A 19,910-nucleotide genomic window follows, 5' to 3' on the forward strand; every position below is an offset into this window, starting at 1 on the left:
GGCCTTGGTATACGTGTCTCCCAAGCTGTCGCAACTGACCAGCGAGGCCGTGCATGCGGCCTTCACCGAGTTTCATCGGCTCGGCCGCGATGCCTTCCTGGCGAAATACGGCTTCAAGCCGGCGCGCGACTACTTCGTTCGCGACCCGCTGACCGGTGATCTCTGTGACTCGAAGGCAATCGTCGGTGCCGCATTTCAACATCTGCCCGCCGCCAAGCCACTGACTCCGGACCTGTTCTCCGGTGGTGCCAAGACCGTCGAGGCGCAGCTGCGAAAACTCGGCTTCGAGATCGTGCGTATGAGCGCCGAGGACGGCGATGTTGCCATGCCCGGCAGACCGCAGCCGTGGGCAGCGCAAGAGCTTCAGCTCGTTGTCGCCGACTATCTGGACATGCTGGTGCTCGATTTGAATGGCCAGCGATTCAACAAGGCGGAGCGCCGGCGGCGCCTGTTGCCGCTGTTGAACCAACGCACCGAAGCCTCGATCGAATTCAAACGCCGCAACATCAGCGCCGTGCTGCAGGGTCTCGGGGTGCCTCCTCTGCAAGGCTACCTGCCGGCCAGCAATATTCAGCGCGAACTGGTCGAGGAAATTGAACGACAGATGAGGGATCGGGCCGATGTCGATACCTCAGCGCTCTCGGCGGTGGAGCGCCCGACTCATGTGCCTGATGAGTTCGACTTCGAGAAGGTCATCGCATCCCCGCCGAAGCGCGAGCATCGCGTCATGGAGGCGGCTCCGGCCTACCTGCGCAACCCGATCAAGCGCGACTACTTTGAGCGGGAAGCGAACAACCGCCGAATCGGCCGCGCCGGCGAGGAGTTTGTCGTGCGCTTTGAACAATGGCGCCTGGCCAAGAATGGCCTCGGCCAACTGGCTGATCGCGTCGCGCATGTCTCGGTTACCGAGGGTGATGGGCTTGGCTATGACGTGCGGAGCTTCTGGCCCGACGGACGCGAGCGCCATCTTGAAGTGAAAACAACGGCCTTCGGTCAGACCACGCCGTTCTTCGTATCGAGCAATGAGGAGCGCTTTTCGCGCGACCACGCGGATACGTTTTCAATCTATCGAGTCTTCGATTTCCGCGCCGCGCCGAAGATTTTTGAACTGCCGGGCCACATCTCCAGCCACTGCAATTTAGATCCTGTGACCTACAGGGCGAGTTTCCAATAGCTCGTTCGACGGGCGCCCCGAGACATCGCCAGCCGCTGGGCTGGGCGACTTGAATTCGTACCTCCGCTGGTTATCACACGGCAATCCGGAAAAATTGGAAAAGTCCTTGCAGAGCAAGGACTTGCCATCACAACGATTGCGTCTCGCGGAGTCGACCTGGGGATTTCGACGCCAACTGTTTGTTGCCTTCATTAGTCGTTAACTCACGATCTCGCCTATCGGGTAGGCGCTACATACCCATTTTGGGTATTAAAATTCCCAAAATGGGTATCCAACCATCGCCGACACAGCCAGCCCAGCCCTTCGCAGGCCTGGCCGACGCGCTGTTCTCCACCACCCAGCAGCGCGTGCTGGGCCTCTTGTTCGGTCAGCCGGAGCGCAGCTTTTATGCCACCGAGCTGATCGCACTGGCCGGCGCGGGATCGGGTGCGGTGCAGCGGGAGTTGGCCAGGCTGGCGGCCAGTGGTCTGGTGACCTTGCGCGCTGTCGGCAACCAGAAGCACTACCAGGCCAACCCCGCCGCGCCGATTTACGCCGAGCTGTGCGGCATCTTTCAGAAGACCGTCGGCCTGGCCGAGCCGCTGCGCGCGGCGCTGGCGCCGCTGGCGGGCCGCATCCGGGCGGCCTTCGTCTATGGCTCGGTGGCCAAGCGGCAGGACACGGCGGCCAGCGATATCGACCTGATGCTGATCAGCGATGAGCTGAGCTACGCGGAGTTGTTCGGCGCACTGGAGGCGCTCAACAAGAGCCTGGGCCGCACCGTGAACCCGACCCTCTATACCGCTGATGAGCTTGCGCAGCGCCAGCAACGCGGCGATGCTTTCGTCTCGCGCGTGCTGGCCCAGCCCAAGATCTGGCTGATCGGAGGTGAGGATGAAATCGCCCTCAACAACAGCGTTTGAGAATCTCAGCGGACCCGGCAAGCCGTTGAAAGCCGAAGCGCCCGATGCGAACGAGTTCGCCGGTCTGCGCAGGTCTGGTTTGGCCCGCTTGGCCGATGCCCGCACCGACAGTCTGTCGCTGGAGGGCCGCTTCGATCTGGCCTACAACGCGGCCCATGCCTTATGCCTGGCGGCGCTGCGCTGGCATGGCTGGCGATCCAGCAACCGCTACATCGTCTTCCAGCTACTGCCGCACACCTTGGGCCTGGGGCCGGAGGTATGGCGGGTGCTGGACAAATGCCATCAGGTGCGCAATCTCGGTGAGTACGAGGGCGATCTGAATGTCGACGATCGTCTCGTCAATGATCTGATCGCCGCTGCGGCAGCTGTGGCCGCCAAGCTCGATGCCTTGGGACCGCCCTCGACCTAGCATCCAGCGAGGGCGAGCGGCGTCGCGGCTGCTGAAGCACAAAGTCTCCTAGCCCTCAAACCGCAACACCGCATTCGGCGCCGGCAGCTCGCCGCTGACCAGTTGCCCGGCCGGTGCCGCCGGGTCGGCGATCCAGAGCCGGCCGGACTCGGCCTGGTCCATCTTGGCGTAGGTTCCGAGCTGGCGGAAGGCGCTCAGCACAAAGGGCCGGCCCTGGGCATGGAGCAGGGCCGGACGGTCGGCCATATGGAGATGCAGATGCGGGCCCGAGGAGTTGATGCCGGAGCGGCCCACGCGGGCGAGCGGCTGCCCGGCCCGGACCCGCTGGCCGAGCTGGGGCGTGATGCTGCCCTGGCGCAGATGCTCATAGAACACATAGCGATGGTCGGCGAGCTGCAGGCACAGATAGTTGCCGGCCACATCGTCGTGGCTCCAGGGGCGGGCGGGGCGCTGGGCGTTCAGCAGGTCCTCGCGGCCGTCGCGCAGCGCGACGATCTCGCCGTCGGCCACGGCCAGCACCTCGCTGTCCAGGCCATGCCATTGCGCGTAGCCGGCCGGGCCCGCCGGCCCGGGGCGGCCATCGGCATCGAGCCGTATCCAGTCGATGGCAAATCGCGCGGGAATGAAGCGCTGACCCTCGTGCACAAAGGCCGAGCGGCGATGCCCCTGCGCCAACCAGGGGTCGAACACCGCCGCCCAGGGGCCACCGCGCAGCGGCGGACCCAGCTGCAGCGGCGGCTCGGCGGCGGGGATGGCCAGTGCGGCCATGCCTGTCGAATCGTCGCCCCGCGAGGCTTCCAGCCGCAGCGCCAGGCCGGCATCGTCGCCAGCCGGCAGGGCTTGCCAGAGATGCAGCAGCACCTGCTCGCCGGCCCCCAGCAGCAAGGAGCGCGCCGAGCGACCATCGGGCCCGTTCGCCAAGGCCTGCAGCGCCTCGCCGACCAGCGTCACCAGCGGCCGGGCCTGGCTATCCGCATCCGGCCCCAGCAGCAACAAGCGGCGCAATACCAACGCTTCGGCGCTGCTGTTGCGCACTGACAGCTCGCCGACCAGAAAGTCCTGCCGGCTCATGCGCACCCGGGCGAAGCGGTCGAGCGCGGCGATCTCCAGCCCGCTGCTGGCGGCGGCAGCGGCATGCGGCGACAGGAGGCCGCTCAGGGCCGAGGGCAGCAGGGTGGTGGTGGCGCTGTGCAGCAGCAGTTGGCGACGGTTCATGGGGCTCATGGTTGGGGTCTATCTGAAGTGGCGGCTACCGCGGCGCCGCCGGTCCACAGCCGGTCGACAGCGCGCCCCAGCACCGCCGCAGCGGCGGCATGCAGGGCGGCCGGCGCCAGCTGGCCTCGGGCCTGGGCGCGGTCCAGCCAGGCTTCGATATTGCCGCCGCGCTGATCGAAGCGATCAGCCTTCAACATCCCGTAGAGGGCCGCGGCGAACACATGCATGCCCTCATCGCTGTCGGCCCAGCGCTGGGCCGGCGGCTGGCCGTAGCCGAGGCGCTCCTGGATGATCTGGTCCAGCGCCTGCACGGTGTCTTCCTCGAAGATGCCCTCGATGCTGTTGTAGCCGCTGTCGCGGCTCTTCTCGGCCAGGATGCGCTGCAGCAGCGGGTCGGCCGCGAGCTGGGCGATGCAGCGCCGGGCCACCGCGCCGCGCATATCGAAGGGCGGGTGCAGCACCTCGTGCGCGGCGGTCAGCGCGATCGTGGCATCGGAGGCCTGCACAGCGGCGATGAAGCGCTGGCCCTGCAGCTTCACGCCGTGCGGCCGGCAGAACCACAGCAGATTCATCTCGATCTCGCGCTCGAGGGTCCGGCCGACCAGGCGCTCCTGCTCGCTGATGATGTCGACCGGCGCGAAGCTGCGCAGCAGCTCCTCGGCCCGGGCCTCGGCCGGCCCGATCAGGCCCCGACGGTAGGCCGCAAACCCGGCGGCCTTGAGCCCCTGCAGCAGCAGGCGCAGGCGCTCGACCATGGGCTCGAACTGGCCCCATAGCGACGGGCTCCAGTAGACGCTGGCCTCCAGCCTGGGCCGCAGCCTGCGGCCCACATCGTCGAGGCTGGCCAGCAGATCGTCGATCGTGTCGCTGCGGCCGCCGGACAGGATCAGGCTCAGGCGCGGCCACAGCAGATAGCCATCGGCATCGGCCGCCTCGACCAGGCTGGTCAGCGCGTCCAGCGCGGCGGGCGCGATCCGTGGCTTGAAGTCCTGCAGCTCCTGGGCGTAGTAGCGCGCGTAGAAGGCCTTGCCGGACAAAGGCCCGAGAAAGGCGATCGCATCCAGGCCCTCCGAGGTGCGGAAGGACCAGGCGGTGCGTGGCGGCGCGGCAGCGGCGGCAAGTGCATCCGCAGGCAGGCTCGCGAAGAGCGGGAGGGTCATCAAGGCGGTGGTGGCGGAGCGTCTGTTCATGCGGCCACTATTGCAGCGCCCCGGCCGGCGGTCTTGTCAGCACTTGACCGCCGGCGCAGAGCCTGCGGCGAGGCGCCGGTCAGCGCGCGAATGGCGTGGTTCATGCTGGCCTGGTCCGCAAAGCCGGCCTCCAGCGCCAGCTCGACCAGGGGCGTGCCCGCCCCGCCCAGCAGCGCGACCAAGGCCCGGCGGGTGCGCTGCTCGAAACGCACCCGCTTGGGCGTCGCGCCATAGAGGCGGCGGAATCCGCGCGACACCGTCTCGGGCGCCAGGCCCTGCCGCAGCGCCCAGTCGCCCAGGCACAGCTGCGGGTCGGCGGCCATATCGAGGGCCAGCTGATCCGGCCAGTCGCTGATCAGGGGCGGCAGCGGCCGCAGCAGGGTCAGGGCCAGCGCGCCGGCCTCGGGGCCCTGCCGTGCAGCGGTGCGGACCAGGCTGTCGACATCGTCGATGCGGCCATAGGCATCCGCCAGCGGCCCCTGGACGGCCAAGTTCAGCACCACGGCGCCCGCGCCGCCGACCTGGTTGCAATGCGCGCCATAGGGGCCGTGGACCGCCACATCACCTGCGCGCAGCTGCCGGCGCCCGGCGCCATTGGCCTCCCAGTAGCTGCCTTCGACGACCAGCGCGAGATAGGCCGGGCCATGCAGATGCCGGGCCAGGGTCGACCCGGGGGTCAGGTGTTGCTGAGCTTGCGGCGTCGACTCGGCGCCGGGCGCGGCGGTGTTCATGCGGTGGGTCCTCGTGCGGCGGTTGGCTGTGTCGGTGCCAGCAGTGTCGGCATCGCGGCCCAGCATCGCCACGCCGCAGCGACGGATTGGCGCCTGGCAGTGACGAAGTGCGCGGGCCGGCGACGAGCCCGCCGATTGTTCACGCGGCGTGAACTCTGAACCCGCGCCCGGCGCCTAGGCGGCAAGGCCCAGGCGGCCGACCATAGGCCCATGTTCAACCCATCCCCACTCAAGCGCATATGAAAGCCCATCTCTCTCCGGTCGCCGCTGCGCTGGCCGCCGCCGTCTTCGTCACCCTGCTGGCCAGCCAGGCCTGCGCCGCCGGTGCGCCGCCCGAGGCCGCCGAGCGGGTCGGCATCAGCCCCTATGGCCCGCAGGACGAGATCGGCATGCTCAACAAGATCACGCCCGAATCGACGCTCAAGGTGCTGCGCCGCATTGCCAGCGGCAAGACCTATGACCTCAGCGTCGAGTTCTATGTGGGCATGCCCAGCTACTACTTCCTGGGCCAGCCGCGCTTCCAGATCTGGAACGTCCACACGCCGCAGGGCACCATCGTCGACGACCCCAACGGCCTGGGCAAGGAGAAGAACAGCCTGGTGACCTACTCGGGCGCGGCCTTCTCGATGTATGCCCATACCGGCACCCATATCGACGCGCTGTCGCACTTCGGCCTCAACGGCCAGATCTACAACGGCTTCAAGACCGACGAGCAGCTCGGCGACCGCGGCTGGCGCAAGGCCGGCATCGAGAAGTTCCCGCCCATCATCGCGCGCGGCCTGCTGCTGGATGTGGCGCGCTACAAGGGCCTGGAGATGCTGCCCGAGTCCTATGGCATCACGGTGGCGGACCTGCAGGGCACGGCGCGCGCCCAGGGCGTGGACTTCGAGGACGGCGATGTGATCATGGTGCGCACCGGCCGCATGCAGCTCTTCAAGGACGCCGACAAATACATGCACAACACCCCGGGCCTGACACGCGAGTCGGCCAACTTCCTGGCCGACCGGGGCGCCATCGTGATCGGTGTCGACAATATCAGCACCGATGCCTGGCCCTCGCAGGAGAGCCGCAACTGGATCCCGGTGCACAGCTCCATGCTGTCGCAGCGCGGCGTGCCCATCATGCAGAACGTCTTCCTGGAGCAGCTGGCCGCCGACCGTGTCTACCAATTCGCCTGGTTCGGCGCCCCGCTGAAGCTGCGCGGCGCCGACGGGGCGCCGATGCGTCCGCTGGCGATCCCGATCCGCTGAGCGCAGCGCCGCCGGCTACGATGCGGCCCGGAGGACGCAGCGATGGATAGGCATCTCGCGATGCAGTGTTTTTGCAGGGTGGTCGAGACCGGCAGCCTGGCGGCGGCCGCGCGCGACCTCGATTGTTCGCGCGCGGTGGTCAGCAAATATGTCCAGCAGCTGGAGGACTGGGCCGGCAGCCGGCTGCTGGCGCGCACCACGCGCAGCATGCAGCTGACCGAGGCCGGCACGCGCTTTTACGCCTACTGCCGCCGCGTGATGGACGACACCGAGCAGACCCTAAGCCAGCTGCGCGAGCAGAGCGCCGGCCTGTCCGGACGGGTGGTGATCTCGGCGCCGGTCTCGCTGACGCTGGCCTTTCTGGGCGAGCATCTGCATGCCTTCCAGCGCCTGCATCCGCAGATCGAGCTCGATGTGCGGCTGAATGACCGGCCGGTGGATCTGGTGCGCGAGGGGGTGGACCTGGCGCTGCGCGGCCAGGCCAGGCTGGGCGACTCCAGCTTGGTCGCGGTACAGCTGATGCAGCTGCCGCGGGTCCTGTGCGCCGCCCCGTCGTTCTGGGCCGCCCATGGCCTGCCCGAGCACCCGGAGCAGCTGCGCGGGCTCAACTGCCTGCCCTACCGGCTCGGCGAGGATGCCGGGCGCTGGCTGTTCGAGGGCCCCGGCGGCGAGCCGCACAGCATCGAGGTCGATGGCAGCTTCCGCGCCGACAACAGCCTGCTGCTGATCGACGCGATGCGGCGTGGGGTCGGTATCGGCCTGGTGCCCGAGCCGATGGTGCGCGAGGCGCTGGCGCGTGGCGAGCTGGTGGCTGCGCTGGGCGAGTACCGGGTCGAGCCGCGCCGCCTGTTCGCGCTCTATCCCAGCCGCAGTCATCTGAGCGGCCGGGTGCGCGCCCTGGTGGACTTTCTGAAGCAAAGCCTGGCGGCCCGAGTGCCGCTGCCATGAAAAAGCCCGCACGCAGCGGGCTGTCCTGCTGACCGCAGCAAAAGCTCGGGGCTTAGAGCGCCTTGGCCTTCAGCAAACCGGCCGAGGCCAGCTGCGGCTCGGCGGCGGCCGGGGTGCTGCGGCCGGTGATCACGACACGCGGCAGCTGGGCGATCTGCACCGGCGCCTCGACGCTGCGCTTGCCGACGATCACCACCCGCTCCAGCTTGACGATCTCGGTGGCCGGCGGCCGGCCGCCGCTGCCCAGCAGCGCGGCGCCAATCACCGCCAGCATGGCCAGCACGGTGACGGTGAAGAGAGCTAGGGTCTTGGCGCTGTAGCTGGTGTTCATGGTGGGCTCCTGCGGGGTGTTGGCTGTGTCAGTGATTGCAGTTTCGTCCGCAGCGGCGGCCATCGCCAGGCCCGCGCGACGGATCGCCGCACGCCGACGACCAAGTGCAAAAAGGCGCGACAGGCCGTCGGCCCATAAAAGAAGGCCCGATGGCTGGGCAGCGCATCGGGCCTGAGGAGGCCGGCCGGCGGGGGTGCCGGACCGGTGGGCGGGTGCCCCAGGAGATTCGAGAGTGGATGCGGCGTCGGCAATCAGCCGCCGTAGTTGATCTGCTGGCTTTGCAGCTGGCCGCGGGCACGGGCCTGCTGCAGCTCGGCGATGACCTCGGCGCGGCTCTTGCTCGAGCCGGCGATGCTGGGCAGGCTGTACGACTCGGCATCGCGGCCTTGCAGCTCGCCGGCGCTGCGAGCGCGCTGCAGCTCGGCCAGCACGGTGGCGCGGCTGGTGCTGGCGCCGGTGGTGATCACGGCGCGGCCGATGGCATCGGGGTTCTCGCCTTGCTGGGCGACCAGCTCGCCAGCGGCGCGGGCACGCTGCAGCTCGGCGACGACTTGCTCACGGCTCAGGCCATCGGCCAGGGCAGCACCGGTGGACAGCAGGGAGAACAGGGCAATGACAGTCAGCTTCTTCATGATGATTTCCTTTACGGTTGGGTGAAGGACTTCGCCTGTGGTCTGCTTGCTTCGCTTCGCATCACCGTCGCCGTGTCCATGGACTCCAATGTAGGAAATCAGGCCCTGTAGAAAAACGGGGCGCAGGCGAATGCACTGTTGCTGATTTCGGTATGACGGTGCCCTGCCGGGCCATGGTGAGTGCCGGTCACGGGTTCCGGCGCCGCCCAATCCTTGCGGCCGATTCCGCCCCCGAGGCGTGAGCTCGACGGAGGCTTCTTGATGAGGAGGAGGTTCGACGACCTCCGACTTCGGCTGTGCCCAAGCGCGAGCGTCCCGTCGGACGTGGTGTCTCGCTGCACGAGGGGCTGGCCCATTGCGATCGGTCCCGCGCACATCCCGCGCTGCCAACACCATCAAGATGCAGCGACGGAGTGCAAGGACACAGCCGAAGTCGGACGTTCAAACCACTGACCCAAAGCAAAAGGCCCGGACTCTTTGCAGAATCCGGGCCTCTGGGGTCAGAGGAAAGAGTGCGTGCGCCTCAGGCGCTGCCTTCTCCCGGATGCATGCAAGCAACAAAGCGCTTCGGCTCACCAAGTCCACGCACGATCGCACCTCGGGCCGCGAGGGCGCTGAGCTTGGCGATGAGGTGGCGGGTGTTCACGATGCTGCCTTTCTTGCTGGGTGATTGTTGGGTCGGTACTGCGAGGGCTGATGGCTCCCACAGCGCTGGCCGCACTGTAAATAGTCTTTACTATCGCGTCAAGCCACAGCGACAATCGCTGTTGTTCCTGTTGTACGAAGCGCACAGCCTTGCTGACCAACCCCACTCTCATACGCCGCCAGAACGCGCTGGCGCTGTTCCAGCTCTATGCCGAGCAGGCGCTGGCTGCGGGCACCTCGCCCAAGGGACTGGAGCAGGCCTTTGCCGCCAGCGTCGAGATCTCACCCAGCATGTGGAGCCAGATCAAGTCTTCGCGCCCGATCGGCGACAAGCTGGCCCGCCAGATCGAGAGCCATTGCGGCAAGCCACCGGGCTGGCTGGACGAGACCCGGCTGGACGCCGCGCCGACCGACAAGGAGAAGGCCTTCATGGCGCTGGCGCTGGCCGCCTGGCGGGCCAGCAATAGCGCGGGCCGCAAGCAGCTGCGCGAGCAGCTGGCGCGCATCGCCGCGCCGACCGAGCACGCCTAGGCGCAGAAAAGACAAAGCCCGCATGCAGCGGGCTTGTACCGGACACGGCAGGGCCGCGTGGGAGCGCTCGATCAGATGGCCGGGGTCGTACCGGCAGCGGCCAGCTGGGTGGGGCCTGCCGCCGTGCTGCGACCGGTGATCACCACGCGGGGCAGCTGCGCGATCACCGCGGCCTCGGCGCGCTTGCCCACGATCACCACGCGCTCCAGCTGCACGATCTCGCTGGCGGCCGGCTTGGCCGGGCTCTGCAACATCGCGGCGCCCACGACGGCGACGGCTGCGATGGCGAAGAGTGCGAAAGACTTGGTGGTGGTGTTCATGGTGTGTTCCTTGTGCGTGTTGCTGTGTCAGTGATTGCAGTGTCTGACTTGGTGGCCGGCGCCGCCACAGCCTGGCGACGAGTCGGCGGTCCGGCCGGACGAGATGCAAATGCCGGCGACGAAACGCAGACGCTGCGGACGTAAAAAAGCCCGATGGCCTGTGCAGGCCACCGGGCGAAGCCTGGCAGGCGGTAACTACAACAACGCACCACCAGACGAAGCTGACCCTTGGCAGACCGGGGTCAACGGTCCTCGTCTTGTATTGAATTCGTGGGCGCCCGCCAGGGGCGCCCGGTCGTCAGCGGGCCGTGGCGGGCTGGCCGGCCAGAAGCTCGCCGCCAGCGCTCTTGCCACCACGCAGTGCGGCCAGCTGCGCATAGCTGGGGTTGTTGCTGTTCAGCACCGCAAGCTCGCCCGAGGCGCGGGCCGCCAGCAGCTCGGCCAGCACGGCGGCGCGGGTGGTGGTCGAAGCGGTCGAGGCCGGGCGCAGATCGACTTCGCGGTACAGCCCATTCAGCTCGCCGGCCTGGCGGGCACGCTGCAGCTCGGCGATCACGGCGCTGCGGGTGGTTGTGCTCTGTGCAGCGGTCTGGCTCTGGCGCAGCAACTCGCGGGTGGTGGCGCTATCGGCCATGGCGGCGCCGGTAGCCAGCAGGGAAGTCAGGGCGATGGCAGTGATCTTGTTCATGATGGAGTCCTTTCAGTTCAGCTTCGTTGGGTTCTTGGACCCGGCTTGTTCGCGTGCCGTGTCCATGGGCTCTACTGTGAAGCTTGGGCTCCAAGAGAAAAACCACCGGCACTTCAACGCACTGTTGCTGATTCCTTCATGATCGAAGCGCGTCGCACAGGGTGTCCAGCAGCTGGCGCTGCACGGCACTGGGCGAGCTGCTCGCGCTGAGCAGGGCCAGCTCGGTGGGCGGCAGCGCGGGCAGGCCCTCGCAGAGGCGGTGCTCGGGCAGCAGCGCCGTAGTGGGCAGCACCGAGATGCCCAGGCCCGAGGACAGCGCCGCCTGGATGCCGCTGAGGCTGTGGCTGCCAAAGGCGATGCGCCAGCGCCGCCGCGCCTGGTCCAGGCCCGCCAGCGCGCGCTGACGGTAGACACAGCCCTGCGGAAACAGCGCCAGCGGGATCGGCTCGTCGGCCAGCAAGACCTGGCCGGCACCGGCCCAGACCAGGGTCTCGGGCCAGGCCGCCACGCAGGGCCCGCCCTCGCCCGGCACCCGCTTGACCAGCGCGATGTCCAGCTCGCCGCCGGCCAGCCGGCGCTGCAGCTCGCTGCTCATGCCACTGATGGTTTCCAGCCGCAAGCCCGGCTGCCGCGCGACAAAGCCCGACAGCAGGCTGGAGATGCGCCGCGCATCGAAATCCTCCGGCACGCCGATGCGCAGGCTCAGCAGCGCGCTGCCAGCGCTGCCCAGCGCCTCCTCGGCCTCCTGGGCCAGCGCCAGCAGGCGCCGCGCATAGGTGGCCAGCAGCTCGCCCTGCTCGGTCGGCGTCACCCGGCTGCCGCTGCGGTCGCGCAGCAGCAGCGCATGGCCCAGCCGTTCCTCCAGCTTGCGAATCTGCTGGCTGACGGTGGACTGGGTACGGTGCACCCGCTCGCCAGCGCGCGTGAAGCTGCGCTCGTCGACGACGCAAACCAGGGTGTGAAGCAGTTCCAGATCGAGCATGAAGACATTAGATATTCAAATTCGTATCCACTACAAATCCAATTTCCAAATATCTTCAGTGCTGGATAGGCTTCGCTCCATTCTTCAACGACCCAGGACTCCCGATGTCTTTGCACGCCACTTCGCGGCCGCGCTGGCTGACCTTCGATTGCTACGGCACGCTGATCCAGTGGGATGAAGGCTTGCAAGCCGCCGTGCGCGAGCTGCTGGCGCGCAAGCAGGCCGGCCATATCGAGCCGGCTACCTTGATCGAGGTCTATGACCGCCACGAACATGCGCTGGAGCAGACGCCGCCGCACCGCAGCTTCCGCGAGGTGGCCGGCCAGGGCTTGCGCCTGGCGCTGCAGGAGCTGGGTCTGCCGGTCGATGACGGCGACATCCGCGTGCTGACCGAGCGCATCTCGCGCATGCCGCCCTTTCCCGAGGTGGTGGACACGCTGGCCCGGCTCAAGCAGGCCGGCTACCGGCTGTGCATCGTCTCGAACACCGACGATGACATCATTGCCGGCAATGTGGCCCAGCTGGGCGGCCATATCGACCGCGTGATCACGGCCCAGCAGGCGGGTGCCTACAAGCCCGCGCCCCGGCTGTTCGAGCACGCGCACGCCGCGCTGGGCGTCGGCAAGGACGAGGTGGTCCACATCTGCGCCAGCCCGCATCTGGACCACGCGGCGGCGCGCGATATCGGCTTTCGCTGTGTCTGGATCGATCGCGGCACCGGCCGCCGTCCGCTGCCCGACTACCGCCCCGACGCGACCCTGACGCGGCTGGACGAAGTGCCGCCGCTGTTCGCCTCGCTAGACTGGTGAGCGGGAGGCATCAAGCCATGGCTCATACGATCACGATCAGCGGCGCGCCCGCCGTGCACCTCGCGCTGGAAGAAACCGACGCGATCCGCCAGGCCCGCATCGAGCTGGCCGCCTGCTTCCAGCTGGCCGCCCGGCACGGACTGGAGGAAGGCATCTGCAACCATTTCTCGGCCCTGCTGCCCGGCCACGACGAGCTCTTCCTGGTCAACCCCTACGGCTACGCCTTCGCCGAGATCAGCGCCTCGCGGCTGCTGGTCTGCCATGTCGACGGCCATGTGGTCGCCGGCCAGGGCCAGCCCGAGGCCACGGCCTTCTACATCCACGCGCGGCTGCACCGCGCCCAGCCGCGCCTGCGCGCCGCCTTCCACACACACATGCCCAACGCCACCGCGCTGGCCATGCTGGAGGGCCCGCCGCTGCTCTGGGCCGGCCAGACCGCGCTGAAGTTCTACGGCCGCACGGCGGTGGACGAACACTACAACGGCCTGGCGCTCGACGCCTCCGAGGGCGACCGCATCGCCGCAGCCATGGGCGGGGCCGACATCCTGTTCCTGAAGAACCATGGCGTGATGGTGGGCGGCCCCAGCATCGCCGAAGCCTGGGACGATCTCTACTATCTGGAGCGCGCGGCCGAGGTCCAGCTCAAGGCCATGAGCAGCGGGCGGGCACTGAAGCCGGTGCCGCCGGCGATCGCGCAGCGCACGTATGAACAGATGCGCGAGGGCGATGCGCAGAGCGCACGCGCCCATCTGGACAGCGGCATGCGCCGGCTGCGGGCCGAGGGTCATCCCTTCGAGACCTAGCAATGAAAAAGGCCCGCACAAGGCGGGCCCGGTGACAGCAGCGAAGCCAGCGCTCAGACCATCTTCGCCTTCAGCACACTGGCCTCGGCCAGCTGTGCGGCCGCCGTGCTGCGGCCGGTGATCACGACGCGCGGCAGTTGCGCGACGACGGGCGCCTCGGCGCGCTTGCCGACGATCACCACGCGCTCCAGCTGCACGATCTCGGTCCTGGGCGCGTGGGTGGCCAGCATCGCGGCGCCGAGAACGGCGACGGCTGCGGTTGCGAGGACGGCGAGAGACTGAAGGTGGCGGCGGGTGTTCATGGTGGGCTCCTGGGGTGGCTGTGTCAGTGATTGCAGTGTCGGCAATGCCGGCCTGGCTTGCCACCGCCTCGCGATGGGCTGCCGGGCGCTGCGGATGAGCTGCAAATTCCCGCGACGAGCGGGCCGGCGGCCCTGGGGTCGCCGGCCCTGCCCCTCAGCGCGCAGTGGCGGGCTGGCCGGCCATCAGCTCGGTGGCAGTCGTGCGCTTGCCCAGCTGCAACAGCTCGGTGTAGCCCGGGTTGTTGCTGTTCAGCAGGGCCAGCTCGCCGCTGTCGCGGGCGACCTGCAGCTCGGCCAGCACCTGGGCACGCGTCTTGGTCGAGGCAATCGGCGCGACCGAGGGGCCATAGCGCTCGGCCTCCTGGCGGGCCAGCTCGCCGGATTGCTGGGCGCGCCGCAGCTCGGCGGTCACCGCCTCGCGGCTGAGGCTGCTCGCCGCGACCTTCAGGCCGTAGCCGCCATAGCTCTCGCTTTGAAGCGCCGTCAGTTCGCCGGCATTGCGGGCACGCACCAGCTCAGCCACCACCTCATCGCGGCTCAGGCCGTCGGCCATCGCGGCGCCGGCGCTCAGCAGGGTGGACAGGGCAATCAGGGTCAGCTTGTTCATGATGGGGTCCTTGAGTTTCAGCTTCGGGGTTTTGCTTGGACCCGGCACCCGCCGTGTCCATGGGCTCTACTGTGAAACTTCGGGCGCTCCGGAAAAACCAGGCTGGCTTCAATGCACTGTTGCTGATTCCGGCATGATGCGGCGCTTCCCTCACCATCCGCACCGATGACCGCCACGCCGCTGGACCACCCCCTCGTCACCCTGGCCACCCAGACGGGCGCCCAGGCCCTGCCGGTCTTTCTGGCCCTGCTGATGCTGCTGCTGCTCGCCACGGCGGCGCTGTGGTGGTCGCTGGACCGCCATCTGCTGCCGCGCGCCCGCAGCGCGCTGCCGCCCAGCGGCTTCGTGCTGCTGAACGCGCTGGCCGGCTTCGGCCTGCTGCTGGGCGGCGCCGGGCTGTTCGCCGAGATTGCCGAACACCTGGGCCGTGGCGGCACGCTGGCGCTGGCCGACGAGGCGCTGACGGCCTCGATACGCCAGCATGTCGACGCCGCGACGCTGCGCGTCTTCGCCGGCTTCACCCGTTTCGGCGATGTACTGAACCTGAGCCTGCTGGGCGTGGTCGTCACGCTGCTGCTGCTCTTCAAGCGCCGCCATGCGCTGGCGCTGGGCTGGGTGCTCGCGCTGGGCGGCAACGGGCTGCTGAACCCGCTGCTCAAGCGCATCTTCGAGCGCGCCCGCCCGGTGCACGACCACGGCCTGGTCAGCGAGCTGGGCTGGAGCTTCCCCAGCGGCCACAGCTCGGGCGCCGTGGTCGCCTACGGCATGCTGGCCTATCTGGCGCTGCGCAGCCTGCCGGCCGTCTGGCATCTGCCGGCCGTGCTGGCGGCGGCCGCCCTGGCCTTCACGGTCGGCTGCAGCCGCGTCTTTCTGCAGGTGCATTTCGCCACCGATGTGGCCGCCGGCTTCGCCTCCGGCCTGGCCTGGCTCAGCGTCTGCATCGTCAGCGTTGAGCTGGGGCGCTATTACCGGCGTGGCGGCACTCAGCGCCTTCAGTAGCGCTCGTCGAAGCCAAAGATAGGCTTGCGCGTCTTCCACAGCCCGCCGCTGAAGTCGGGGAAGTCCAGGGTCTGGAAGTTCTGCGCGATCGACTGCTCGGACAGCGGCGTGATCGCGCTCCAGGCCACCGCGTCATAGATGTCGATGGGCATCGGTGCGTCGGCCTTCAACGCCTCGACAAAGGCGTGGATCACGAAGAAGTCCATGCCGCCATGGCCGGCACCGGCGGCCGCGCCCTCGTACTTCTTCCACAGCGGATGGTCGTAGCGGTCCTGGTAGCTTTTGAAAGCCTCCCATTCATGCGGCTTGCTGCGGCCCTCGATATGGATGGACTGGTTCAGATCCATCCACAGGCCCTTCGTGCCCTGCACCCGGAAGCCCAGCGAGTAAGGGCGCGGCAGCGAAGTGTCGTGCTGCAGCACCATGGTCTCGCCGTTCTCGCAGGCCAGCGTGGTCGTGACGATATCGCCCAGCTTGAACCTGACGGCCGCGTTCGGGTGCCTGGCGCCGCCCTGGGCTTGCACATAGTCCTGCAGGCCCCGGGCCTTGCTGGCGAAGGCATTGATGCGGGTGAAGCGGTTGCCGCGATGGATATTGGCATACATGGCCAGCGGCCCGATGCCATGGCTGGGATAGAGCTCGCCATTGCGCTGCACCGAGTGCTCGGTGCGCCAGCGCGCCTCGCTCCAGCCCTTGGCACCGAACTCGACGCCGCCGCCATAGGGCTTGGCCGGGTCGCCGCTGTTGAACTTGACCGCGCGCAGATCATGCTGGTAGCCGCCCTGCAGATGCACCAGCTCGCCGAACAGGCCGGCGCGCACCATCTGCAGCGCCGCCATCACATCGCGCCGGTAGCAGACGTTCTCCAGCAGCATATAGGGCGTGCCGGTCTTCAGCTGGGTGTTCAGCACATCCCAGTGGTCCTGCAGCGTGACGCCGGCCACCACCTCGCAGCCCACCGCCACCTTGGCCTGCATCGCGGCGATGGCCATCTCCGCATGCCATTCCCAGGGTGTGGCGATGATCACCCCGTCCAGGCCCGGCAGCTCCAGCAGCCAGCGCCAGGCCTGGGTGTCCCCGCTCTCGCCATAGGTCCTGGGTGCGGGCTTGCCGGCGCCCTCGACCATGGCCAGCGCGCGCTTGAGCATGATGGGTTCGATATCGCACAGCGCCACCAGGTCCACATCCTCGCGGCGCAGCAGCTCGCGCAGCAAGACCTGACCCCGCATGCCCGTGCCTATCATCGCCAGGCGCAGGCGCGGACGTGCGGCGGCGCGATGGGCGCAGGCTCAGCGTGGCGGCAGCGGCGAGCAGGATGTGGCGGCGTTGCAGCATGGCGTGTCTCTCCCTCTGATGACGATGCCGCGCACTCTGCCAGAAACCGGTCCCGGCCGGCTATGGGCCTAGCCCGCCAGCTGCTCACGCAGAAACTGCGCGAACCCGGTCGGCGTGCTGTTGCCATCGTTGCGGCCCTGCAGCGAGCGGATGCGGCCTTCGTTGAGCGCGCGGGCCATGTCCATCATCAGCGCTGCGGCGTCGGCCGCCAGCCCGGCCTCGTGCAGCTCGGCCGCCATCACCTCGTAGGGCAGCTGCTGGTAGACCAGTGCCGGGCGGCCCAGCTGCAGGGCCAGCTGGCGCGCCAGCTGCTCGCCGCTGAGGTCGCAAGGGCCCAGCAGCTCCTGCACCGACAAGCCCTGCCAGTCTCTCGTCAGCAGGGCCGCGGCGGCCGCGTCGCCGATGTCCCGGGTGGCCAGCATGGGCACGGCCAGATCGGGCCGCAGCGCATCGACCAGCGGGGCGCCGGCGCTCAGGCCCGGCAGCTGTTCCAGCAGGTTCTCGAAGAAGGCGCCGGGACGCAGCAGGCGCACATGCTGACCGTGCAGCGCGCCCAGGCTGCGCTCCAGCGCATGCAGGCCCAGGATCACGCCGGTGCCCTCGGTCTGCTCGGCGCCCAGGCTGCTCAGCGCCACCACATGGGGCACGCCGGCGCTGCGCAGCGCCGCTGCGATCGCCTCGGCATCCTCGCGCTGGCGCTGCAGGAAGCCGGGCCGGTCCAGCTCATGCGGCAGCATCACATAGGCGGCATCGGCGCCCTCGAAGGCCGCGCGCAGATAGGCCGCATCCTGCAGCCGGCCGATCCGCGGCTCGGCGCCGGCCGCAGCCAGCGCCGCCAGGCCCGCAGCGCTGCGGCCCAGCACGCGCAGCTTCAGCCCGGGCCGGCCTAGCAACCGGGCGGCGACGCGCGCGCCGGTGCGGCCGCTGGCACCCAGGATGGTGATGGTGGTGGTCTGGCTCATGAAGGCTCCGCTGATGGATTGATTACGATGACCGCAGTCTCGCGGCGCTGCCCTGCGGCCGCCATCACCACCCGTCCGGCCTTCTTGATCGAGCATCCAGACCCATGCACAGCGACACTCCGCCCGCCGCCGGCTGGCAGCGCGACGACCCGGTCGGCGAGGCCCTGCAGTTCCTGCGCATGAGCGCGGTGGTCTATTGCCACTCCGAGCCGGCCGCGCCCTGGGGGATCCAGCTGCCGGCGATGCCCGGCTGCCTGATGTTCCATATCGTCTTACAGGGAGCAGCCCGGCTGGAGCTGGACGGCGAGCCGGCGCTGCAGCTGCAGGCCGGCGACTTCGCGCTGCTGACCGAGAGCGTCGAGCACCGGCTGCTCAGCGCCGCCGGCGTCGAATGCCCGGATCTGTTTTCGCTGCAGCGCCGTGTCCGCTCCGAATGGTTCGAGGAGCTGGTGCTGGGGGACGGTCCGGGGCCGCGCAGCGAGCTGCTGTGCGGCGCGCTGCGGGTCGACGATCCGGCCAGCCTGCATCTGCTGGCCCTGCTGCCGCCGCTGCTCTCGGTCGGCGCCCAGGAACAGCAGCAGGGCTGGTTCCACAGCACGCTGCAGCTGCTGCTGGCCGAGGCCCGCGCGCGCCGGCCCGGCCATGAGACCGTGACGACCCGGCTGGCCGACATCCTGGTGGTGCAGGCTCTGCGCGGCTGGCTGGAGCAAATGCCGGCGGCCCAGCGCGGCTGGCTGCGCGGCCTGCAGGACCGCCAGATCGCCCGCGCGCTGGCCGCGCTGCACCGCCGCCCCGGCCAGGCCTGGAGCCTGGAGACCCTGGCCGCCGAGGCGGGGCTGTCGCGCTCGGCCTTTGCCGAGCGTTTCAGCCGCCTGGTGGACCTGCCGGCGATGGAGTATCTGACCCGCTGGCGCATCCATCTGGCGGCCACCCGGCTGCGGCGCCGGCCGGTGCCGCTGGCGCGCCTGGCCGACGAACTGGGCTATGCCTCCGAGGCGGCTTTCCACCGCGCCTTCAAACGGGTGATGGGGGTGACGCCCGGTTCGCTGCGCGCACCGGCGCAGGCCGAGAGCGGCGATGATGGCGGGCATGATGACGCAAATAGCGAAAACCCCCTGCCTCTTGCTGGTGGCCCTGGCCGATGAGTACAAGGACCTGCTGCGCGAGCGCTTCGAGCTGATCGATGCGCCGACAGCGGCGGAACGCGCCGCCGCGATTGCGGCGCGCGGCGCCGAGATCGAGCTGGTGCTGAGCAATGGCGCGACCGGCCTGCGCGCCGACGAGATCGCCGCGATGCCCCGGCTGCGGCTGGCCGCCGCCCAGGGCGCCGGCTACGAGAACCTCGATGTGGCGGCCGCCAAGGCGCGCGGCATTGCGGTGTGCAACGGCGCCGGCACCAATGACAGCTGCGTGGCCGACCACACGCTGGCCCTGCTGCTGGCCAGCGTGCGCGCGCTGCCCCAGCAGGAGAAGGCCCTGCGGGCCGGCCTGTGGCGCGACGCGCTGCCGATCCGGCCCAGCGTCAACGGCCGCAAGCTGGGCATCTTCGGCATGGGCACGATAGGCCGCAAGATCGCGCACCGCGCCCAGGCCTTCGAGATGCAGATCGGCTATCACAACCGCAGCCCGCGCGCCGATGCCGGCGAGGCCGTCTATTTCGACAGCCTGCTGGCCTTGGCGGGCTGGGCCGATTTCCTGGTGGTGGCCGCGCCCGGTGGCGCCGCGACCCGGCATGCGGTCAATGCCGAGGTGCTGGCCGCGCTGGGCCCGCAGGGCCATCTGGTCAATATCGCGCGCGGCAGCCTGGTCGATACCGTGGCCCTGGCCGCCGCGCTGGCCGCCGGTCAGCTGGGCGGCGCGGCGCTCGATGTCTACGAGAGCGAACCGCTGCCGCCGACGGCGCTGCTGGGCTTCCCGAACGTGATACTCACGCCGCATATCGCCGGCTGGTCGCCCGAGGCGATCCGCGCGACGGTGGAGTTGTTCATCGCCAATGTCGAGGCGCTGAAGGCGGGCCGGCCGCTGCTGACGCCGCTCTGAGCGAGACGGCTCAGAGGCTGAGAGTTCGTAGCGAGCCGCAGTCAGGCTAGGCGGACGGCGCGCAGGAACCGGAACGTACTTCCTGTACGTGAGGATTCCGAGCAC

At 69.0% G+C, this 19,910-nt stretch carries 23 protein-coding genes and 1 other RNA gene; 11 read left to right on the forward strand and 13 right to left on the reverse strand.

What is annotated here, in order from left to right:
* Positions 1–13: 13 nt before the first annotated feature.
* From O5M90_RS16020 to O5M90_RS16030, 3 genes are all read left to right on the forward strand, one after another.
* The gene (locus O5M90_RS16020) at positions 14–1,174 is read left to right on the forward strand and encodes a DUF3883 domain-containing protein (protein ID WP_269839525.1); all 1,161 of its coding nucleotides are present in this window, start codon (positions 14–16) and stop codon (positions 1,172–1,174) included.
* 263 nt (positions 1,175–1,437) lie between these two features.
* Positions 1,438–2,076 (forward strand): transcriptional regulator, encoded by a 639-nt coding sequence (locus O5M90_RS16025; RefSeq protein ID WP_269839526.1) that lies wholly within the window; start codon positions 1,438–1,440, stop codon positions 2,074–2,076.
* Positions 2,077–2,101: 25 nt separating this feature from the next.
* Positions 2,102–2,485: a hypothetical protein gene (locus O5M90_RS16030; RefSeq protein ID WP_269839527.1), complete on the forward strand. Its 384-nt coding sequence runs from the start codon at positions 2,102–2,104 to the stop codon at positions 2,483–2,485.
* Positions 2,486–2,533: 48 nt separating this feature from the next.
* Here O5M90_RS16030 and O5M90_RS16035 read toward each other — a convergent pair whose 3' ends face one another.
* Genes O5M90_RS16035 through O5M90_RS16045 form a run of 3 tightly spaced genes read right to left on the reverse strand, consistent with a single transcriptional unit; the run spans position 2,534 to position 5,621 of the window.
* Positions 2,534–3,700 carry a M23 family metallopeptidase gene (locus O5M90_RS16035; protein ID WP_440402166.1) on the reverse strand — a complete coding sequence of 389 codons (1,167 nt, stop codon included), beginning with the start codon at positions 3,698–3,700 and terminating at the stop codon, positions 2,534–2,536.
* Between the two features lie 5 nt (positions 3,701–3,705).
* On the reverse strand, positions 3,706–4,890 hold the full coding sequence (locus O5M90_RS16040) for a hypothetical protein (protein ID WP_269839529.1): 1,185 nt from the start codon (positions 4,888–4,890) through the stop codon (positions 3,706–3,708).
* Positions 4,887–5,621: an AraC family transcriptional regulator gene (locus tag O5M90_RS16045; RefSeq protein ID WP_269839530.1), complete on the reverse strand. Its 735-nt coding sequence runs from the start codon at positions 5,619–5,621 to the stop codon at positions 4,887–4,889. Before O5M90_RS16045 ends, O5M90_RS16040 begins: the two co-directional genes overlap by 4 nt.
* 239 nt (positions 5,622–5,860) lie before the next feature.
* On the opposite strand from O5M90_RS16045, the gene O5M90_RS16050 reads away from it, so the two are divergent.
* Positions 5,861–6,871 (forward strand): cyclase family protein, encoded by a 1,011-nt coding sequence (locus O5M90_RS16050; protein WP_269839531.1) that lies wholly within the window; start codon positions 5,861–5,863, stop codon positions 6,869–6,871.
* A 42-nt stretch (positions 6,872–6,913) separates the two neighbouring features.
* Positions 6,914–7,819, forward strand: coding sequence for a LysR family transcriptional regulator (locus tag O5M90_RS16055; protein ID WP_269839532.1), 906 nt, complete (start codon positions 6,914–6,916; stop codon positions 7,817–7,819).
* A 52-nt stretch (positions 7,820–7,871) separates the two neighbouring features.
* Here the strand turns inward: O5M90_RS16055 and O5M90_RS16060 are convergent, their stop codons facing one another.
* Both O5M90_RS16060 and O5M90_RS16065 read right to left on the reverse strand, forming a co-directional pair.
* Complete coding sequence (locus O5M90_RS16060) at positions 7,872–8,150, reverse strand: hypothetical protein (RefSeq protein WP_262972287.1); 279 nt, start codon at positions 8,148–8,150, stop codon at positions 7,872–7,874.
* A 251-nt stretch (positions 8,151–8,401) separates the two neighbouring features.
* Positions 8,402–8,782, reverse strand: coding sequence for a DUF4148 domain-containing protein (locus O5M90_RS16065; protein WP_269839533.1), 381 nt, complete (start codon positions 8,780–8,782; stop codon positions 8,402–8,404).
* A 795-nt stretch (positions 8,783–9,577) separates the two neighbouring features.
* Here O5M90_RS16065 and O5M90_RS16070 point away from each other — a divergent pair.
* Positions 9,578–9,958, forward strand: a complete 381-nt coding sequence (locus O5M90_RS16070) for a hypothetical protein (protein WP_269839534.1) — start codon at positions 9,578–9,580, stop codon at positions 9,956–9,958.
* Positions 9,959–10,029: 71 nt separating this feature from the next.
* On the opposite strand, the gene O5M90_RS16075 is transcribed toward O5M90_RS16070, so the two are convergent.
* From O5M90_RS16075 to O5M90_RS16085, 3 genes are all read right to left on the reverse strand, one after another.
* Positions 10,030–10,278 carry a hypothetical protein gene (locus O5M90_RS16075; protein WP_269839535.1) on the reverse strand — a complete coding sequence of 83 codons (249 nt, stop codon included), beginning with the start codon at positions 10,276–10,278 and terminating at the stop codon, positions 10,030–10,032.
* Positions 10,279–10,576: 298 nt separating this feature from the next.
* The gene (locus tag O5M90_RS16080) at positions 10,577–10,966 is read right to left on the reverse strand and encodes a DUF4148 domain-containing protein (protein ID WP_269839536.1); all 390 of its coding nucleotides are present in this window, start codon (positions 10,964–10,966) and stop codon (positions 10,577–10,579) included.
* Between the two features lie 136 nt (positions 10,967–11,102).
* The gene (locus O5M90_RS16085; protein ID WP_269839537.1) at positions 11,103–11,948 is read right to left on the reverse strand and encodes a LysR substrate-binding domain-containing protein; all 846 of its coding nucleotides are present in this window, start codon (positions 11,946–11,948) and stop codon (positions 11,103–11,105) included.
* 104 nt (positions 11,949–12,052) lie between these two features.
* Here O5M90_RS16085 and O5M90_RS16090 point away from each other — a divergent pair, with 104 nt between their 5' ends.
* Together O5M90_RS16090 and O5M90_RS16095 are read left to right on the forward strand one after the other, a co-directional pair.
* Positions 12,053–12,757, forward strand: coding sequence for a haloacid dehalogenase type II (locus O5M90_RS16090; protein ID WP_269839538.1), 705 nt, complete (start codon positions 12,053–12,055; stop codon positions 12,755–12,757).
* Between the two features lie 17 nt (positions 12,758–12,774).
* A complete protein-coding gene (locus O5M90_RS16095; RefSeq protein ID WP_269839539.1) occupies positions 12,775–13,560 on the forward strand; it encodes an aldolase in 786 nt (261 codons plus the stop codon).
* 53 nt (positions 13,561–13,613) lie between these two features.
* Here the strand turns inward: O5M90_RS16095 and O5M90_RS16100 are convergent, their stop codons facing one another.
* Positions 13,614–13,862, reverse strand: a complete 249-nt coding sequence (locus tag O5M90_RS16100) for a hypothetical protein (protein WP_262972277.1) — start codon at positions 13,860–13,862, stop codon at positions 13,614–13,616.
* A 154-nt stretch (positions 13,863–14,016) separates the two neighbouring features.
* Positions 14,017–14,469 (reverse strand): DUF4148 domain-containing protein, encoded by a 453-nt coding sequence (locus tag O5M90_RS16105; RefSeq protein WP_171018414.1) that lies wholly within the window; start codon positions 14,467–14,469, stop codon positions 14,017–14,019.
* A 165-nt stretch (positions 14,470–14,634) separates the two neighbouring features.
* Here O5M90_RS16105 and O5M90_RS16110 point away from each other — a divergent pair, with 165 nt between their 5' ends.
* Positions 14,635–15,468: a phosphatase PAP2 family protein gene (locus O5M90_RS16110; protein WP_269839540.1), complete on the forward strand. Its 834-nt coding sequence runs from the start codon at positions 14,635–14,637 to the stop codon at positions 15,466–15,468.
* On the opposite strand, the gene O5M90_RS16115 is transcribed toward O5M90_RS16110, so the two are convergent.
* Both O5M90_RS16115 and O5M90_RS16120 read right to left on the reverse strand, forming a co-directional pair.
* Positions 15,462–16,712 carry a Gfo/Idh/MocA family protein gene (locus O5M90_RS16115; RefSeq protein WP_269839541.1) on the reverse strand — a complete coding sequence of 417 codons (1,251 nt, stop codon included), beginning with the start codon at positions 16,710–16,712 and terminating at the stop codon, positions 15,462–15,464. The genes O5M90_RS16110 and O5M90_RS16115 overlap by 7 nt on opposite strands.
* 159 nt (positions 16,713–16,871) lie before the next feature.
* Entirely contained in the window at positions 16,872–17,765 is an 894-nt protein-coding gene (locus tag O5M90_RS16120; RefSeq protein WP_269839542.1) for an NmrA family NAD(P)-binding protein, read from the reverse strand.
* Positions 17,766–17,869: 104 nt separating this feature from the next.
* Here O5M90_RS16120 and O5M90_RS16125 point away from each other — a divergent pair, with 104 nt between their 5' ends.
* Together O5M90_RS16125 and O5M90_RS16130 are read left to right on the forward strand one after the other, a co-directional pair.
* Positions 17,870–18,910 (forward strand): AraC family transcriptional regulator, encoded by a 1,041-nt coding sequence (locus tag O5M90_RS16125; protein ID WP_269839543.1) that lies wholly within the window; start codon positions 17,870–17,872, stop codon positions 18,908–18,910.
* Positions 18,855–19,805 (forward strand): NAD(P)-dependent oxidoreductase, encoded by a 951-nt coding sequence (locus tag O5M90_RS16130; RefSeq protein ID WP_269839544.1) that lies wholly within the window; start codon positions 18,855–18,857, stop codon positions 19,803–19,805. The genes O5M90_RS16125 and O5M90_RS16130 overlap by 56 nt, the downstream gene beginning before the upstream one ends.
* A gap of 15 nt (positions 19,806–19,820) precedes the next feature.
* Here O5M90_RS16130 and O5M90_RS16135 read toward each other — a convergent pair.
* Positions 19,821–19,895, reverse strand: a non-coding RNA gene (locus O5M90_RS16135) — sX9 sRNA.
* Positions 19,896–19,910: the final 15 nt, after the last annotated feature.

Source organism: Paucibacter sp. M5-1 (genome assembly GCF_027498415.2).
Lineage (GTDB): Bacteria > Pseudomonadota > Gammaproteobacteria > Burkholderiales > Burkholderiaceae_C > Roseateles_E.

What these genes read in the sequence shown, in the direction of transcription:
- O5M90_RS16025 (WP_269839526.1), top strand. Translation starts at nt 1,438, where the DNA reads ATGGGTATCCAACCATCGCCGACACAGCCAGCCCAGCCCTTCGCAGGC.
- O5M90_RS16035 (WP_440402166.1), bottom strand. Translation starts at nt 3,700, where the DNA reads ATGAACCGTCGCCAACTGCTGCTGCACAGCGCCACCACCACCCTGCTG.
- O5M90_RS16040 (WP_269839529.1), bottom strand. Translation starts at nt 4,890, where the DNA reads ATGAACAGACGCTCCGCCACCACCGCCTTGATGACCCTCCCGCTCTTC.
- O5M90_RS16045 (WP_269839530.1), bottom strand. Translation starts at nt 5,621, where the DNA reads ATGAACACCGCCGCGCCCGGCGCCGAGTCGACGCCGCAAGCTCAGCAA.
- O5M90_RS16050 (WP_269839531.1), top strand. Translation starts at nt 5,861, where the DNA reads ATGAAAGCCCATCTCTCTCCGGTCGCCGCTGCGCTGGCCGCCGCCGTC.
- O5M90_RS16055 (WP_269839532.1), top strand. Translation starts at nt 6,914, where the DNA reads ATGGATAGGCATCTCGCGATGCAGTGTTTTTGCAGGGTGGTCGAGACC.
- O5M90_RS16060 (WP_262972287.1), bottom strand. Translation starts at nt 8,150, where the DNA reads ATGAACACCAGCTACAGCGCCAAGACCCTAGCTCTCTTCACCGTCACC.
- O5M90_RS16065 (WP_269839533.1), bottom strand. Translation starts at nt 8,782, where the DNA reads ATGAAGAAGCTGACTGTCATTGCCCTGTTCTCCCTGCTGTCCACCGGT.
- O5M90_RS16075 (WP_269839535.1), bottom strand. Translation starts at nt 10,278, where the DNA reads ATGAACACCACCACCAAGTCTTTCGCACTCTTCGCCATCGCAGCCGTC.
- O5M90_RS16080 (WP_269839536.1), bottom strand. Translation starts at nt 10,966, where the DNA reads ATGAACAAGATCACTGCCATCGCCCTGACTTCCCTGCTGGCTACCGGC.
- O5M90_RS16085 (WP_269839537.1), bottom strand. Translation starts at nt 11,948, where the DNA reads ATGCTCGATCTGGAACTGCTTCACACCCTGGTTTGCGTCGTCGACGAG.
- O5M90_RS16090 (WP_269839538.1), top strand. Translation starts at nt 12,053, where the DNA reads ATGTCTTTGCACGCCACTTCGCGGCCGCGCTGGCTGACCTTCGATTGC.
- O5M90_RS16095 (WP_269839539.1), top strand. Translation starts at nt 12,775, where the DNA reads ATGGCTCATACGATCACGATCAGCGGCGCGCCCGCCGTGCACCTCGCG.
- O5M90_RS16100 (WP_262972277.1), bottom strand. Translation starts at nt 13,862, where the DNA reads ATGAACACCCGCCGCCACCTTCAGTCTCTCGCCGTCCTCGCAACCGCA.
- O5M90_RS16105 (WP_171018414.1), bottom strand. Translation starts at nt 14,469, where the DNA reads ATGAACAAGCTGACCCTGATTGCCCTGTCCACCCTGCTGAGCGCCGGC.
- O5M90_RS16110 (WP_269839540.1), top strand. Translation starts at nt 14,635, where the DNA reads ATGACCGCCACGCCGCTGGACCACCCCCTCGTCACCCTGGCCACCCAG.
- O5M90_RS16115 (WP_269839541.1), bottom strand. Translation starts at nt 16,712, where the DNA reads ATGATAGGCACGGGCATGCGGGGTCAGGTCTTGCTGCGCGAGCTGCTG.
- O5M90_RS16120 (WP_269839542.1), bottom strand. Translation starts at nt 17,765, where the DNA reads ATGAGCCAGACCACCACCATCACCATCCTGGGTGCCAGCGGCCGCACC.
- O5M90_RS16125 (WP_269839543.1), top strand. Translation starts at nt 17,870, where the DNA reads ATGCACAGCGACACTCCGCCCGCCGCCGGCTGGCAGCGCGACGACCCG.
- O5M90_RS16130 (WP_269839544.1), top strand. Translation starts at nt 18,855, where the DNA reads ATGATGACGCAAATAGCGAAAACCCCCTGCCTCTTGCTGGTGGCCCTG.